Here is a 14,471-nt window from a genome sequence, read left to right on the forward strand (position 1 = left end):
GCGGGGTGGGGAGGTGCCTCGCGCAGCGGGTCGTATACGGCCTCATGTCCATGGCGAGGGACGTTAGGCAGGAGGAGTTACCCCTAAATACTTCCTGCGTGAAGGAAGTGTTTCGGAAGGCTCTCATCTGTGGGCTATGCTGGATCTTGAGCTGGTCGCCGCAACTCCGGTCGACTGGTGATGCGTTGGTGGTCCAAGGAAAGACGCCCCACTTCCTGTGGGGAGATGCAGGTGCAAGGCCTGCCCGGCGCTCGACTCACGGGGCCCGTCCCGCACCTGGTGCGAGGCGGGCCCCGCTCGTTGTCCAGCGGCAACGCACGGCCCCGGCTGGACGGGGGGAACCAGCCGGGGCCGTGACGCGGTGACACGCGGAGGGCGGTCGCCTCGCGGCGAAGGGCTCCATGGGGCTTCAGCCGAACGATCGTCCCCATGGGCCAGGGGTGAGGCCCGGGGACACTGTCCCCTCCGCGGCCACACAGAGTTGAACGGTCAACCTGTCCGGGTTGTTCCGGACCCCGCCCGCGTGCCGCAGTGATGTGCGGCACTCCGCTTGGGCGTCGGTCAGGTGAGGAAGTCGGCGACGAGAGCGGCGAACTCGTCGGGACCGGCGAGCCGGACCCCGAGGGATTCGGCCTTGGCCCGCTTGGACCCGGCGCCCTCTCCGGCGACGACGAGGGTGGTCTTCTTGGAGACGCTGGAGGAGGAGCGCCCACCCGCCCGTTCGATGAGCTCGTTCATCTGGTTACGGCTGAGCTTCTCCAGCGCGCCGGTCATCGCGCCGGTCACGACCACCGTCATCCCCGCCAGTGGCCCGGCCGCCGCCTGCGGGCTCTCCGCGTCGGCGCCGGTGTCCTCGGCCGCGGGGGAGGGCGGAGTGGCGCCGGGCTCGGTCATGTTCACCCCGGCCGCGGCGAGCTTGTCGATCAGGGGGGCGAGTTCGGCGAGTTCGGCCACGATGGAGGGGGCCTTCTCGGTGCCGATGCCCTCGACCTGCTGCATCGCCTCGGCGTCGGCGGCCCGGACGTGGTCCATGGTGGCGAAGTGGCGGGCGATCCGGCGGGACATGGACCGGCCGGTGCCGCGTACCCCCAGTGCGCACAGCACCCGGGACAGTGGCTGCCGCTTGGCCGCGGCCAGGGCGGCGAGGAGGTTGTCGGTGGACGTCTCGCCCATCCGCTCCAGAGCCAGCAGCTGTTCACGGGTGAGGGCGAACAGATCGGCGAGGTCGGCGACCAGTCCTGCGTCGACGAGCTGGACCACGCGGGTGTGCCCGAGGCCCTCGATGTCGAGCTGGTCACGGCCGGCCGCGTAGGACAGGGCCGCGACCAGGTGGCAGTTGCGGCCGTTCTCACACCGCCAGCGCTGCTCGCTGGTGTCGATGGCGGAACCGCAGCGCGGACAGGCCTCGGGGAAGACGATGGCCTTCTCCTCCCCGGTACGCAGGTGCGCGACGGGGGCCTCGATGCGGGGAATGACGTCGCCGGCCCGGTGCACCATCACGTGGTCGCCCAGGCGCAGGTCACGGCGGGTGATGTCGGCCGGGTTGTGCAGCGTGGCGTAGGTGATGGTGGCGCCGTCGATCTCCACCGGCTCCAGCACGCCGCGGGGAGCGATGATGCCGGTGCGCCCCACGTTCCACTCCACCTCCAGCAGCTGGGTGATCTTCTCCACGGCCGGCAGCTTGTAGGCGATGGCCCAGCGCGGCGCGCGCGTCCCGGATCCCGCGGTGCGCTGGTCGACGGCCAGGTCGGCCTTGATGACGATGCCGTCGATCCCGAACGGCAGCTCGGCCCGCAGCGCGGCGATCTCCCGCACCCGCTCCAGGACCCGCTCGACGGTGTCAGCGGTGATGCCGGGCACGGCGGTGGTGACGGTGGTGTTGATGCCGTACACGGCGGCCTGGACCATCAGGTCGCTGTGCGCGAGCTCACCGAGCCGGGCGGCGAGGTCGGCGTCGGTGCCGCGGAGGGGGAGCAGGCCGTAGCCGAAGAAGGTCATCGGCACCGTGTACGCCCGCTCCCTGGCGCGCAGGGTGCCGGCGGCGGCACCCCGGGGGTTCGCGAACGGCTGTCCGCCGTGCGAGGTGCGCACGTCGTTGCCGTGCTCGAACTGGGCCGTGGTCATGAGGACTTCACCGCGCACCTCGACGGTGACCGGCTCGGACAGCTGGTCCGGCAGCCCCTCGATGGTGCCGATCGCGTGCGAGACGTCCTCCCCGGCCGTCCCGTCGCCCCGTGTGATCAGCTGTCTCAGTCGGCCGCGAGAGTAGCGGGCGGCGATCGCGAGACCGTCCAGCTTGGGCTCGACGCTGAACCGCTCCACGTCGTGGCCGATCCTGCGGGCCAGCGAGGCCGTCCACGCGGTGAACTCCTCCGGCGAGAACACGTTGTCCAGGCTCAGCATCGCCACCGTGTGCGGGACGTCGCCCTCCACGGCGCCACCGGCGACCTTCCCGGTCGGCGAGTCGGGCAGCACCTCCTCGGGGTGTTCGTCCTCCCACTCCGTGATGGCGCGCACCAGCCGGTCGTAGCTGTCGTCGTCCAGCGGTGAGGACCCGTCAGCGTAGTAGGCGGCCGCGGCCTTCACCGCATGCTCGACGGCCTGCGCGTAGGCGGCGGCGTCCACGATCTGTGCGGCTGGTGTCGTCATGTCCCACATCCTGCCTGCCACCACTGACAATGCCCCGTCGCCGGTCGGTCCGCCGTGCCGGACGTCCCGGTCGGATGTCAGGAGTGGGGGAGCCCTGGCGGGTCGTGAGGTCCGGCCGAAGGGCAAGGTCTCTCGCAGGGGCCCGGCCCTGACCGCTTCCGCATTTCGAAGAACTGTTCCATTTGTCGGGGGTGACGGGTTAGGGTCGTGTTCTGCGGATCTTGAACGGAGGTGCTCCGGACATGGAGAACAACACGCCCGCACGCCGGGGCCGCCCTCCCGGCTCCCGGGGCGCCGAGGGGCAGCTGACGAAACGTCAGGCGGCCATCGTGCGTTGCATCATGGAGGCGGTCGACCGACAGGGCTATCCGCCCTCGATGCGGGAGATCGGCCAGGCGGTGAGCCTCGCCAGCACGTCCTCGGTGGCTCACCATCTGATGACCCTCGAACGCAAGGGCGTCCTCTATCGCGACCCGCACACCCCTCGCGCCTACCGCGTACGGCCGTCCTGGGCGCCCGACCTGGGGGACCGGAACGAGGTGCTGGTCGACGTACCCCTCGTCGGCCGGATCGCCGCCGGTGCGCCCCTGCTCGCCGAGGAGATCGTCGAGGACGTCTACTCCCTGCCGCGCCAGGTCGTCGGCGACGGCGACCTGTTCGCGCTGACCGTGACCGGCGACAGCATGATCGACGCGGCGATCTGCGACGGCGACATCGTCACCGTGCGGCGCCAGGACAGCGCCGACCACGGCGACATGGTCGCCGCGCTCCTGGACGACGAGGCCACCGTGAAGATGCTGCGCCGGCAGGACGGCGAGGTGTGGCTGATGCCCCGCAACCCCGCCTACCGCCCGATCCGCGGCGACCAGGCGCAGATCCTCGGGAAGGTCGTAGGAGTCCTGAGGCTCCTGTGACCGGCCGTCCACGCAACTTCGGCTCCCCGGTGGGCCGTTGAGCTTGGCCTCGCAGCCCGGACGAAGCGCCACCGGACTACCGTTGCCCTCCATGACCACCACCGAGACGGACATCACCGAGGACCTGATCCGGGATCTGCTGCGCGAGCAGCACCCTGACCTCGCGGATCTCCCCCTGAAGCTGGGCGCCCTCGGCTGGGACAACCAGGTGTGGCGGCTCGGCGACGACCTCGCCGTCCGGCTCCCGTGGGCGACGGGGTCCGCGGACGAACTGCTGCGCAAAGAGCACACGTGGGCGCCCGTGCTGGCGCCACGCCTGCCCCTGCCCATTCCCGTCCCGCAACGCCTCGGTGAGCCCTCGGAGCGGTTTCCGCGGCCCTGGCTCGTGACCACGTGGGTACCGGGCGAGCCCGCCGACCGCGCCCACGCGACACGTGGCGCGGAAGCGGCCGTGACCCTGGCCACCTTCCTCACGGCACTTCATCGCCCAGCGCCCGACGGGGCGCCCGCAGGACGGGGTCGCGGGGGCCCGCTGTCCGGTACGGCCGGACACCTCGACCGTGGCCTCGGCTCGGCCGTCGAGCGGGGGCTGATTCGCGAACCGGACGCCGTACGAGCGGTCTGGGAGGACGCCGCTGCCGCGCCCGAGTGGTCAGGTCCGGCCCTGTGGCTCCACGGCGACCTGCATCCGGCCAACGTCCTTACCGCGGACGGCACCTTCTCCGGTGTGATCGACTTCGGCGACCTTTTCGCGGGCGACCCCGCCTTCGACCTCGCCGCCGCCTGGATCCTGCTGCCCGACGGTGCCGTCGACCGCTTCCACGAGAGCTACGAGCCGAGCCCGGACGCCGCGACGCTGCGCCGCGCCCGTGGTTGGGCGGTGCTCAGAGCGCTCGCGTGCCTCCACATCGCGGACGCCGGTGACCACGGCCGCCCCGGCGGCAAGTCCAGCTGGGGGCCGCCGGCTCAAGCCTCACTGCGACGCCTGATCTCATCGGTCGGCCGGTGACCGAGGGAGCCGACGCCGCCCCCTCTGTCTCCCGGACAGCCTGAAGGGCCTGGTCGGACCCGCGCTTCGCGCGGCGACCGACCAGGCACAGCCCCCGATCAGAGATAGGGGCGGGTGATCAGTTCGATCGCGTGGCCGGAAGGATCCTTGAAGTACACCCCGCGACCGCCGTGTTCGGTGTTGGTCTCGCCGGGGCGCCGCATCTGCGGATCGGCCCAGTGCTCGATGTCGCGATCGCACAGGCGCTGGTACGCGCGGGCGAACAGCTCGTCGTCGACGAGGAACGCATAGTGCTGCATCTGGATCTCCACCGGCGGCTCGGCGAACTGCAGCAGTACGCCGTCGTCGAGCTGGATGTTGACGAACGGGCCCCACGACGGCGCTTCGGGGAGTTCCAGCAGTTCGCGGAAGAACCGAGCCGACTCGTCGCGGTCCTTGGAAGCGATGATGGTGTGGTTGAACGTGACTGTCATTCAGCTGACCTCTTGGCTGTTCGACACGGCGGATGGACTCGCGGTGCGCGAGTGCCGGGAGGTCCGCGTGCCGAACCGAGGGGGTGCCTGGTGCGCACCCGCTGAGCGATCAGTCCACCACCGGGTGGCCAATCCGTGCGTGGCGTAGCGCCGGTCCGGTGTTCACGCGGGCGACGTTACTTGATCGCCGCGGTCGCCACAACAGCGGGCGGTTCAGGCGATGTTGGGTCGCGGACCAGAGTCGCTGTTCCGGGGTATGCGATGAGGATGTCGAAACGGTTGAAGCAAGTAGGTGGTGCGCTGGCCCTCTACGTGGTGCTGGCCTTGATGATCCGGTTCGCGGACGGCGGAGTGGGTTGGGGGCCGGCTCTGTTGGCCGCTCTGGTCGGGACGCCGCTGGTGATGTGGATGATCTGGCTGCGCAGCCGACTCATGGGTCAGGCGCGGGAGTGGGGGCGGCGCAAGGGCCAGCCGTGGCCGGAGGAACGGCGTCGCTGAGTCATCAGAGCCGACGCGCCCCGAAGTCCGAGGCTTCGGGGCGCGGTTGGGGCGCGCGATGATCCGCCGGTGCCGGGAGTCGCGCGGATGCCGGTCTGGGGTCGAACGGCCCCTCAGGCGTTACGCAGTTCGAGTCGATTCGCCGCGCTCGCGCCGGTGAGCCACGGCGGCTGATGCCCTGAGGGCGGCGCCTCGGGTCAGTCGGTTCGTTCGTCGGCGGTGTGCAGCTGGTAGACGTTGAACGCGCGGCGGATGACAGGCTGGGCCACGTTGCGCACGCGTACGCCACCGGCGGTCATGCCGTGCTCGGTGCCCATGTGGGCATGGCCGTGCACGGCGAGATCCGCGCCCGCCGTGTCGATCGCCTCCGCGAGCAGGTAGCTGCCGAGGAAGGGGTAGATCTCCCGGGGCTCACCGGCGAGGGTGTCGGCGACGGGGGAGAAGTGCGTCAGCGCGATCCGGGCGTCGCAGGTGTCCTCGCGCAGGGTTTGCAGAGCGCCGCGCAGGCTGTCGGAGCAACGCCGGGTGTAGCGGACGAACTCCTTCATCAGCGGCTCCCCGAACTCACCGGCACTGCGCCCCACGAACCCACCGCCGAACCCCTTCGTACCGGCGACGCCGATGCGCTTGCCGCCACAGTCCAGGACGGCCGCCTCGCCTTCGAGGACGGTCACGTCGGCGTCCCGGAGGATGTCGGCGACCTTCTCGGGCTGGTCGTCGTGATGGTCGTGGTTGCCGAGCACCGCGACGACCGGTACGCCGAGTCCCTGGACCTCACGGGCGACGACACGAGCCTCGTCGGGCGTGCCGTGCCGGGTCAGGTCGCCGGCGAGCAGGAGCAGGTCGGCGCACTGGGGGAGGGTGTCGAAGGCGGGTCGAAGCATCCCCTGGCTGTCGGGACCCATGTGGATGTCACCCACGGCCGCTACGCGGATCACGGCAGCTCCTCGGCATGGTCGGGCGTGGTGTTCTCGGCGACCACCACATCGCTGTGCACGGCCAGTCCGGACAGTTCCTGCCGGGCGGTGCGCAGCAGGGTGTCGCGGCACTCGGTCGAGGGGACCGTGCCGGTGATCACGACGGTCTGTCCCCGTAGCTCCAGGCGTACACCCAGCTCACCGAGTTCCCCGGAGGCCAGGCGGTCGCTCAGGTGGGCTACCCGGTACTCGGCGTTCTCCGGAGTGCCGGGGGCTTCGGAGGGGTCGTTCATCGCTGGTCCTCCTGCGGTTGGATGACGTCCAGCCGCTCCAGGAAATAGAGGAAGGCCTCGGGCATCGCCGCGCCCGCGCAGGCACCGCGTACCTCGTCCCAGTCGATCTTCTCCCGCAGGGCGCGGGCGATCGGCAGGACCGCGCCGAAGTTGCAGTGATGCTCCGAGAAGGCGGCCATCAGGCTGCTCATGAGGTCGGTCGGCGACAGCACCGGCATGTGGACCGAGTCCACCGAGAGCTCCTGGGCCCGTCCCAGCAGCTCCGTCGTGACCGGCTGGTGCGCCAGCTCGAAGATGAGGTCGACCTGCTGTCCGAGACAGCTGGCTTTGAGCAGCCAGTCCTCGGGTGGGCGGTAGACGGCCAGACCGTCTTCGCGCAGTGCCGCCGCGACGGCTTCGGCGTCCTCGGGCCGGATGCAGAAATCCACGTCGTGCTGGAGGTTCTGGGCGCCGCCATGTGCGTACACCGCGACGCTGCCGGCGAGGGCGAAGGGGAACCCGGTCTGTTTCAGCAGCGCGCCGGTCCGTTTCGCCGCCTCCAGGATCGCCTGGTTGAGATCGACGGGGAGTTCCTCCGCGAGTGGATCGCTGCGGAGGATGAGCTCCGTGTCCTCCGAGGGCAGAGGCAACTGGGCCGCATCGACCTGCCGACCGGGTGCGTCGTCGGCGTACTGCGTCATCGTTGCCCCTTCCTTTCCGAGCCAGGTGTCGGGTCCCAGCCGGCGGGCCGCCCGCCAGGACCGTGTCGGTCAACCCCGAGTACCCGGCGTCGGCGGCGTCCACACGGGGGCGAATCCGGTGGACAGCCGTTCGATCACGGGGGGCGGGGGCGGGGGCGGGCGCGCGGGAGGTGCTCCTTGGCGGGCCGGTCAGCGTGTCCCGACACCGGTGGGTGCCCGCCACGCCGAGGGGCTCCCGTCACTCGCCCGCCTGCTCCGAACGTCTCAGCTCTCAGCGACCGCGACCACATCGGAGCCGTCGCGGCGAATCCGCTCCACCCCCCAGGCGCCGAGCGGTTCGAGTGCCTGGTTGAGGGTGTGCCCGTGCTCGGTCAGGGAGTACTCCACCCGTGGCGGCACCTCGGCGTACACCTTGCGGTGGACGAGGCCGTCCTCCTCCATCTCGCGCAGGTGCTGGGTCAGCATCTTCTCGCTCACCCCCGGCAGGCCGCGGCGGAGTTCGGCGAAGCGGCGTACCCCGTGGGTGTCGAGCTCCCACAGGATCAGTCCCTTCCATTTGCCGCTCACCACGTCGAGCGCGGCATCGATGCCGCAGATGTAAGGCCCGCATCTCGGCGCCCTGGCCATCACTGGTCCCCTTACTGAAAGGTAAGTACCGCAGAAAATAGTGGGTACTTCCGAGATTAGCGGCGCTCTTCGAGCATGGAGGGGTGAACGAGCAACCGAACCGCACCACCAGGCAGAACAGCCCCGTCACCGTGATCGGGCTCGGCCCGATGGGTCAGGCGATGACCCGCACCCTCCTCAACTCCGGTCACCCCGTGACCGTTTGGAACCGCACCGCCGCCCGTGCCGCCGACGTCGTCGCCGCCGGAGCGAGGCTCGCGGCGACCCCCGGGGAGGCGGTCGAGGCGAGTGATCTCGTGATCCTCAGCCTCACCGACTACCAGGCGATGTACGACATCCTCGACGGCGCCACCGCCTCCCTCGCCGGCCGCACCCTGGTCAACCTGAGCTCCGACACCCCCGAGCGCACCCGCGAGGCCGCGGCCTGGGCGACGGGCCACGGTGCCGCCTTCCTCACCGGAGGTGTCATGGTGCCGGCACCGATGGTCGGAACGGAGCAGTCCCTCGTCTACTACAGCGGCCCCGACCAGGTCATGGAGCACCACCGGCCCGCGCTGGCGTCGATCGGAACACCGAGGTACCTGGGCACCGACCCGGGCCTGGCCCAGATGATGTACCAGGCCCAACTCACCGTGTTCCTGTCCACGTTGTCGTCCCTGATGCAGGCCACCGCGATGCTGGGCACGGCGGGCCTGAAGGCCAAGGACGTGCTGCCGGAGCTGATCTCCACCGCCGATTCGATCGGCGCCATGCTGCGGGCGGGTGAGGAGAACCCCGGGAGCGCGCTGGACGCCGGAGAGCACCCAGGCGACCTCAGCACGATCACCATGATGGGCGCGACCGCCGACCACATCGTCGAGACCAGCACGGGACTCGGGCTCGACCTCGCGCTTCCCTCGGCCGTACAGGCGCACTACCGGCGTGCCATCGAGGACGGACACGGCGGCGACAACTGGACCCGCATCATCGACGGCATCCGTGAACCGCGCTGACCGACGCTGAATCTGACGGGGCACACGTCGCCCAAGAAGCGGCGGCCTCCCCGCATGCCGAAGAGGTGGGAGTCGGCAGGGGGGAGGCCGCCGTCGCTGTGCGCGCCCCGCGTGTGTCGCCCGGCGGTCTACTCGTCGATGGCCGAACCGAAGTGGGCGCCGCGGGCGCTGCCGCCGAGGGCCGACGCGCCGTACGAGCGTGAGCCCTCCGCGAGCAGCCCGTCGCCGCTCGCGGGCAGCAGCCAGACCGCGCCGTCCCCGGCGTTCTCGTCGGGCGCGGCGGCCACCAGCTCGGCCCGGCCGTCGCCGTCGGTGTCCACGAGCCGGACCTGGGCGCCCCAGGCGTCACCGGCCTCGGCGGTGCCCGGAACGCCGGGGGAGTTCTGGTCGAAGGACTGGGCGCGGGTGCTGGTCAGGCCCGTGTCGAGCCGCGCAGCAGCCAGACCGCGCCCGCGTCGGCGACGGAGCCGACGTCCTCGCCGGGCGCACCCACGGACACGTCGGCCCGGCCGTCGCCGTCGACATCGGCCACCGACAGGTCGTTGCCCCATGCATCACCGTTCTCGGCGGTACCGGGCACGCCCGGGGAGTTCTGGGACCACCACTGCGGGGCGGTGCCGGGGCCCTGGGTGCCTGCCGGGCCCTTCTCGCCGCCGTAGTAGACGCCGACCAGACCGCCGGGTGCGTCGGCGTCGCCCGCGGTCTCGTCCACGCCGCTGCGCTGTCCGACGACCAGGTCGTCGTAGCCGTCACCGTCGATGTCACCCGAGGCCGTTGCGGTCGGCGGCGGAGGTACCGCCGGGAACGCCCGCGAACGCGCTCGGCGCGGCCACGATGCCCGCCCCCGCCAGCAGCAGGAAGGAGGCCGCGGCGACGGCGGCGGACCCCGCGGTACGGCGGGTGGAGTGCCTGGAAAGGCTCATGTCTGTTTCCCCCGTGGAAAGTTGAGGTTGCGTCAGCCCACTGGTCGGGGCGGGCTGTACTTGGTTCCGACGCAGGGTTCGACACGGGTGGCGGGGGTTGAGTTGTGGGGACCCGGTGTGCTGTGACACCTCAGTGACATCCGTCGCGCCACCACGACACACCGTTGCGCCCGGGAGAACGACCGTACGGGACACCCGAGTTGTGGCTCTCGGGGGCGTCGGCGGCCTACTCGCGGATCCGCGTGTTCTCGGGGCGCCGCGCGTCGCCGTTGTCCGAGCCCAGGCCCGCGAGCAGGCGCAGTCCGTCCTCGGCGGGGGAGCCGGGGGCCGCGGACAGCACCAGCAACTCCATGCCCGACGCGTCGGGCAGCGCGAAGTTCTCCTGGTGCAGTTCGAGCACCCCGACCAGCGGGTGCCGGTACACCTTGCGGCCGTGCGTGCGGGCGCGCACGTCGGCGCGGGCCCAGAGGCGACGGAAACGCTCGCTGCCCATCGCCAACTCGCCGATGAGGGAGGCCAGACGGGGATCCTCGGGATACTTGCCGGCGGCCAGGCGCAGATGCCCGACCACGTCGAGGGTGCACTGTTCCCACTCCGCGTAGAGACCGCGCTCGGCCTCCTCGAGGAAAATGTGCCGGGCGGTGTTGAGACCTGGTAGGGGCCGGCCGAAGAGGAGCCCGGCGAGGCGGTTGCCGGCGAGGACGTCGAGACGATGGTCCATGATCAGCGCGGGTGCGTCGACGACCAGGTCGAGGACGCGGAGCAGTTCCGGGCGGACCCGCCCGGCCGGTGCCTTCGCGCGGCGCCGGGGCTGCCGGGCGAGCCGGGAGAGGTGCTCGCGTTCCGTCTCGTCCAGGCCGAGGACCCCGGCGAGCGCGTCGAGGACCTGCTCGGAGGGCTGGGTCGCACGGCCCTGCTCCAGCCGGACGTAGTAGTCGACGCTGACACCGGACAGGTGCGCGACCTCTTCACGGCGCAGCCCCGCCACCCTGCGGCGGCTGTCCGTGGGGATGCCGACGGCCACCGGGTCGACCCGGGAACGCCGGGTGCGCAGGAAGCCCGCGAGATCGTCCATGCCTCCCAGTATGGCCGCGACCGCGCCCGCGAAGGTGGTACCGCCAGTACCAGGAAGGCCGGTCCGACGGAAGAGGAGCCCCTGAACAGCCGATGCCGAAGCGCCCAGGATCGAAGGCATCCGATCCGAAGGAGTTCCCGTGAAGACGCTGATCGTCCACGCCCACCCGGAGCCGAAGTCGCTCAACAGCTCACTGAAGGACCTCGCCGTGTCCACTCTGGAGAACGCCGGGCACGAGGTACGGGTGAGTGATCTGTACGCGATGAACTGGAAGGCGGTCGTGGACGCCGCGGACTACGGCCCGCACGCCTCGAAGCCGCTCCAGGTCGCACGGGACTCGGGCCGGGCCTTCGACGCCGGCGCGCTCACCCCGGACGTGCGTGCCGAGCAGGAGAAGCTGCTGTGGGCCGACATGATCATTTTCCAGTTCCCGCTGTGGTGGTACGCCATGCCCGCGATCCTCAAGGGCTGGGTGGACCGGGTCTTCACCTTCCACTTCGCGTACGGGGTCGGCGAGCACAGCGACACCAAGTACGGCGAACGCTTCGGCGAGGGAACCCTCGCGGGCCGCAGGGCCCTGCTGTCGGTGACGGTCGGCGGCCCGGAGTCGCACTACGCCGCCCGCGGGATCAACGGCCCGATCGACGATCTGCTGTTCCCGATCCACCACGGCATCCTCTACTACCCGGGCATCGAGGCCCTGCCCCCGTTCGTCCTCTACGGCGCCGACCGGATCACGGACGAGGAGTACCCGGACGTCGCCAAGGCGTGGGAACAGCGCCTGCTCACCCTGGATTCGACCGAGCCGATCCCGTTCCGCCGGCAGAACTTCGGCGACTACGAGATCCCCTCCCTGCAGTTGAAGGAAGGACTGGAGCCGTCCGGCCGCACCGGGTTCGGGCTGCACGTGCGGGGCTGAGCGTGGGCCCCGGGGGTCGAACCCCCGGGCCGTCGCGATAGGTTGCGGCCGACACGAGAGAAGAGCCCGCATGGACTCCCGTATCCCGCGGCTGCGACGCAAGCTGGCACGCATCCCCTACCTGCCCCACCGAAGTCACTCCTTCGGCGAGGAGCGGCACGAGTTCCGTCTCGGCCCCTGCGTTCCCCTCACGCGGGTTGACGCCTTCGAGGCCGAACAAGATGTCCAACTGCCCACTCCCTACCGGGACTTCCTCGCCGGTATGGGCGGAAGTGGCGCGGCCCCGTACTGCGGACTGCTGACCAGATGGCGGCCGGCCAGGACAACCGGGCTCTGGCACTGACCTCACCCCCACTCCAAGCCCATCCGCACAGCTATCGGCTCGCTCCCAGGCTCTGACACACCGGGCACCGCGGCGGGCGGCTACCGCGCCCGCTGCATGGCCGGCTCTCACCTGGTGCCCGGCCCGTCCTCTCGTGCCCCCGCGTCGTCCACAGGGGGCGTGTCTCCCCAGCTCAACCGGATCACCGCGTACGTCTCGCCGTTCTCGGGCGGACGTGTCCAGGAACGGGTGGTGAACGTGTGCAGCCGTCCGTTCACGATGGCGTGACGGGGCAGAGAGGCCCCGAACTCCTCGGCAACAGCCTCCAGCAGAGACCGCTCCGCCTCGGCGCCCTCCACCTCCGCGGCTTCGAAGAACCGGGTCGGATCCAGGCGACGAGGTATCTCCCCGCTCCGCCGTAGCTCGCCGTCCGCGTAGGTGAACGCGTACTCCTCAGCACCGTCCCGAGCGACGGACAGGTGGAAGAACAGCTCCCGGTGCGGTTCCCTGAGGCCGCTCCACACCACCACGGCGCGGGTGCCCGAACTGGCGCACTCGGCAGGGGAGACGAACCTCTGCCGGCTGAACTGCGAGGGTTGACCGTCGAAGGCGAAGCTCCAGTCGGCGCCGGCGCGGCCGACCGCCATGAGGGCCTTGTCGTCGAAGGAGGAGAACTCCCTCTGATCGCGGACGGACCTGAGGCGCGCTTCCCACAGGGTCATGGGGGAGTCCAGCACGGTCCCGCGCTCGTGCTCGTGCTTGTGCTCATGTTCGTGGTCGTCTTCACGGCCACGGCCACGGCCACGGTCGTGGTCGTGCCCGTCCGCCAGGCGTTCCGCCAGCTCCCGCGGATCCACCCCCTCCACCAGGACGAACCGGTAGGAGGTGCGGTTGTTGCCCGGGTCCGGCACCGCGAGCCAGGCCATGCCGCTCGCGTCGAGGCCGTCCGCGGGACTCGGCGGGTCACCGGCCTGGCCCGCTCTCGGTGTGGACAGCAGCTGGCGCCCCCGCTCCGGGGTCAGCAAGGGTCCGAGCACGGGGTCGGCCACCCAGCCCAGCGGTGCCAGGTGGTCGGGTCCCAGTGGCTCCCACAGGGGCAGTGCCGCCGTCAGTTTCCACCAGGCCCCGTCGGTGTCGCCCCAGCGCGCCAGCTCCCGTGCCTGCTCGACCGCCTCACCGAACGGTCCTGTCGCCGTGTACCGGTACGTGCCGGCGCGCACCTGCTCCAGGGTCGCGTACGCCTGTGCCACCAAGGCCTCGTCGGCGCCGCGGAGAGAGAACATCAACGTGGAGTCGTCCCGGTACGAGTGCGCCGCGTGCTCGGCGACCAGCGGCGGCAACAGCTCGGCCGCGTACCGCGGGTCGGTCACCAGGTCGTCGAAGGACACCTCGGAGGTCTGTCCGAGCAGGCGTCGGATCTGGTCGCCCAACCCGACGGCCCGCGGCCGGCCGTACGCCTTGGCCTCGTCGAACTGCCGCACGGCCTGCTCCCAGTTGCCGCGCAGTGCCTCCAGCCGGGCCGCGTCCACCAGGTCGTCCAGCTCGCGCGTGGTGTCGTTGACGAACTCCGGCTGCTCCTTGCCGCGATGGGACCGCAGGCTGTGGAACTCGCGGTACATGTCCTGCATGAACTCCAGGAAGTTCGCCTGCCGTTCGGGTGCGGAGGCCCGCCAGCTCGCCCATGTGTACACGGCCCACTCGCCGTTCTCGTCCACGTCGTCGGGGTCCAGGAGTACATAGGTGGCGTCGGACTCGACGTCCAGTTGGAGCCCGCGCCGCCACAGTTCCGCCTCCTGCCGCTCCTCGGGGTCCGCGTCCTCGTCCAGATACTCCTCGAACATGTCGGCGAGCCCCGACTCGTTCTCGTGCCAGTGCACGCTCGCGGTCCCCGCCAGCAGCCACACGAACCCGCCCGCGTGCCGCCACCCGTCGCTGACCTTGAGGAACTCCCGGTACGACGGGGGCATCCGTCGCCCCAGGCGCTCCTCCATGGCCGCGATGCGCTCCTCGGAGGCGGGCGGGAACCCCAGCCACCGCGCCTCCCGCGCGGCTTCGTCGTCCTGCCCGCGTGTCTCGTCGTCGGAGAGGGAATCCGCCCACTCCCCGCTCCATCGGAGCAGAAAGGAACGCCAGTCGAATGCCGCGGTGTCCGTCATGGCCTCGATGCTGCCACCCGCCAC

The 14,471-nt window shown here is 70.9% G+C and carries 15 protein-coding genes and 1 pseudogene; 6 read left to right on the forward strand and 10 right to left on the reverse strand.

Annotation, left to right across the window (positions count from 1 at the left end; all coding sequences use genetic code 11):
* Positions 1-561 precede the first annotated feature (561 nt).
* The gene (ligA, locus tag ACZ56U_RS03895; protein ID WP_469082430.1) at positions 562-2,649 is read right to left on the reverse strand and encodes an NAD-dependent DNA ligase LigA; all 2,088 of its coding nucleotides are present in this window, start codon (positions 2,647-2,649) and stop codon (positions 562-564) included.
* 242 nt (positions 2,650-2,891) lie between these two features.
* Between ligA and lexA the strand changes: the two genes are divergently transcribed.
* Both lexA and ACZ56U_RS03905 read left to right on the forward strand, forming a co-directional pair.
* Positions 2,892-3,563 (forward strand): transcriptional repressor LexA, encoded by a 672-nt coding sequence (lexA, locus tag ACZ56U_RS03900; RefSeq protein WP_469082431.1) that lies wholly within the window; start codon positions 2,892-2,894, stop codon positions 3,561-3,563.
* 91 nt (positions 3,564-3,654) lie between these two features.
* Complete coding sequence (locus ACZ56U_RS03905) at positions 3,655-4,572, forward strand: aminoglycoside phosphotransferase family protein (protein WP_469082432.1); 918 nt, start codon at positions 3,655-3,657, stop codon at positions 4,570-4,572.
* A gap of 98 nt (positions 4,573-4,670) precedes the next feature.
* Here the strand turns inward: ACZ56U_RS03905 and ACZ56U_RS03910 are convergent, their stop codons facing one another.
* Complete coding sequence (locus ACZ56U_RS03910; protein WP_391230812.1) at positions 4,671-5,045, reverse strand: VOC family protein; 375 nt, start codon at positions 5,043-5,045, stop codon at positions 4,671-4,673.
* Between the two features lie 279 nt (positions 5,046-5,324).
* Here ACZ56U_RS03910 and ACZ56U_RS03915 point away from each other — a divergent pair, with 279 nt between their 5' ends.
* On the forward strand, positions 5,325-5,543 hold the full coding sequence (locus ACZ56U_RS03915) for a hypothetical protein (protein ID WP_469082433.1): 219 nt from the start codon (positions 5,325-5,327) through the stop codon (positions 5,541-5,543).
* Between the two features lie 197 nt (positions 5,544-5,740).
* Here ACZ56U_RS03915 and ACZ56U_RS03920 read toward each other — a convergent pair whose 3' ends face one another.
* The 4 genes from ACZ56U_RS03920 to ACZ56U_RS03935 form a co-directional block, all read right to left on the reverse strand.
* Complete coding sequence (locus ACZ56U_RS03920) at positions 5,741-6,481, reverse strand: metallophosphoesterase family protein (protein WP_469082434.1); 741 nt, start codon at positions 6,479-6,481, stop codon at positions 5,741-5,743.
* Entirely contained in the window at positions 6,478-6,753 is a 276-nt protein-coding gene (locus ACZ56U_RS03925) for a hypothetical protein (RefSeq protein WP_469082435.1), read from the reverse strand. Before ACZ56U_RS03925 ends, ACZ56U_RS03920 begins: the two co-directional genes overlap by 4 nt.
* On the reverse strand, positions 6,750-7,433 hold the full coding sequence (locus ACZ56U_RS03930) for a nucleotidyltransferase family protein (protein WP_469082436.1): 684 nt from the start codon (positions 7,431-7,433) through the stop codon (positions 6,750-6,752). Before ACZ56U_RS03930 ends, ACZ56U_RS03925 begins: the two co-directional genes overlap by 4 nt.
* Before the next feature lie 264 nt (positions 7,434-7,697).
* The gene (locus ACZ56U_RS03935; protein ID WP_391230817.1) at positions 7,698-8,060 is read right to left on the reverse strand and encodes a winged helix-turn-helix transcriptional regulator; all 363 of its coding nucleotides are present in this window, start codon (positions 8,058-8,060) and stop codon (positions 7,698-7,700) included.
* Between the two features lie 83 nt (positions 8,061-8,143).
* Here ACZ56U_RS03935 and ACZ56U_RS03940 point away from each other — a divergent pair, with 83 nt between their 5' ends.
* Entirely contained in the window at positions 8,144-9,052 is a 909-nt protein-coding gene (locus ACZ56U_RS03940; protein ID WP_469082437.1) for an NAD(P)-dependent oxidoreductase, read from the forward strand.
* A gap of 128 nt (positions 9,053-9,180) precedes the next feature.
* Here the strand turns inward: ACZ56U_RS03940 and ACZ56U_RS03945 are convergent.
* The 3 genes and pseudogenes from ACZ56U_RS03945 to ACZ56U_RS03955 form a co-directional block, all read right to left on the reverse strand.
* Positions 9,181-9,827, reverse strand: a pseudogene (locus ACZ56U_RS03945) (FG-GAP repeat protein); the annotation flags it as partial.
* The gene (locus ACZ56U_RS03950; protein WP_469082438.1) at positions 9,814-9,975 is read right to left on the reverse strand and encodes a hypothetical protein; all 162 of its coding nucleotides are present in this window, start codon (positions 9,973-9,975) and stop codon (positions 9,814-9,816) included. The pseudogene ACZ56U_RS03945 and the gene ACZ56U_RS03950, both read right to left, overlap by 14 nt.
* Positions 9,976-10,201: 226 nt before the next feature.
* The gene (locus ACZ56U_RS03955; protein ID WP_469082439.1) at positions 10,202-11,050 is read right to left on the reverse strand and encodes a helix-turn-helix transcriptional regulator; all 849 of its coding nucleotides are present in this window, start codon (positions 11,048-11,050) and stop codon (positions 10,202-10,204) included.
* A 139-nt stretch (positions 11,051-11,189) separates the two neighbouring features.
* Here ACZ56U_RS03955 and ACZ56U_RS03960 point away from each other — a divergent pair, with 139 nt between their 5' ends.
* Together ACZ56U_RS03960 and ACZ56U_RS03965 are read left to right on the forward strand one after the other, a co-directional pair.
* Positions 11,190-11,969: an NAD(P)H-dependent oxidoreductase gene (locus ACZ56U_RS03960; RefSeq protein ID WP_469082440.1), complete on the forward strand. Its 780-nt coding sequence runs from the start codon at positions 11,190-11,192 to the stop codon at positions 11,967-11,969.
* Between the two features lie 70 nt (positions 11,970-12,039).
* Complete coding sequence (locus tag ACZ56U_RS03965) at positions 12,040-12,312, forward strand: hypothetical protein (protein WP_469082441.1); 273 nt, start codon at positions 12,040-12,042, stop codon at positions 12,310-12,312.
* A 107-nt stretch (positions 12,313-12,419) separates the two neighbouring features.
* On the opposite strand, the gene ACZ56U_RS03970 is transcribed toward ACZ56U_RS03965, so the two are convergent.
* Positions 12,420-14,447: an SMI1/KNR4 family protein gene (locus ACZ56U_RS03970; protein ID WP_469082442.1), complete on the reverse strand. Its 2,028-nt coding sequence runs from the start codon at positions 14,445-14,447 to the stop codon at positions 12,420-12,422.
* Between the last annotated feature and the right edge of the window lie 24 nt (positions 14,448-14,471).

This window comes from Streptomyces sp. NPDC034103 (assembly GCF_055575395.1).

Bases quoted from the DNA above. Each gene is read 5' to 3' on its own strand.
- ACZ56U_RS03930 (WP_469082436.1), bottom strand. From the start codon at position 7,433: ATGACGCAGTACGCCGACGACGCACCCGGTCGGCAGGTCGATGCGGCC.
- ACZ56U_RS03910 (WP_391230812.1), bottom strand. From the start codon at position 5,045: ATGACAGTCACGTTCAACCACACCATCATCGCTTCCAAGGACCGCGAC.
- ACZ56U_RS03970 (WP_469082442.1), bottom strand. From the start codon at position 14,447: ATGACGGACACCGCGGCATTCGACTGGCGTTCCTTTCTGCTCCGATGG.
- ligA (WP_469082430.1), bottom strand. From the start codon at position 2,649: ATGACGACACCAGCCGCACAGATCGTGGACGCCGCCGCCTACGCGCAG.
- ACZ56U_RS03935 (WP_391230817.1), bottom strand. From the start codon at position 8,060: ATGGCCAGGGCGCCGAGATGCGGGCCTTACATCTGCGGCATCGATGCC.
- ACZ56U_RS03955 (WP_469082439.1), bottom strand. From the start codon at position 11,050: ATGGACGATCTCGCGGGCTTCCTGCGCACCCGGCGTTCCCGGGTCGAC.
- ACZ56U_RS03925 (WP_469082435.1), bottom strand. From the start codon at position 6,753: ATGAACGACCCCTCCGAAGCCCCCGGCACTCCGGAGAACGCCGAGTAC.
- ACZ56U_RS03950 (WP_469082438.1), bottom strand. From the start codon at position 9,975: ATGAGCCTTTCCAGGCACTCCACCCGCCGTACCGCGGGGTCCGCCGCC.
- ACZ56U_RS03905 (WP_469082432.1), top strand. From the start codon at position 3,655: ATGACCACCACCGAGACGGACATCACCGAGGACCTGATCCGGGATCTG.
- ACZ56U_RS03965 (WP_469082441.1), top strand. From the start codon at position 12,040: ATGGACTCCCGTATCCCGCGGCTGCGACGCAAGCTGGCACGCATCCCC.
- lexA (WP_469082431.1), top strand. From the start codon at position 2,892: ATGGAGAACAACACGCCCGCACGCCGGGGCCGCCCTCCCGGCTCCCGG.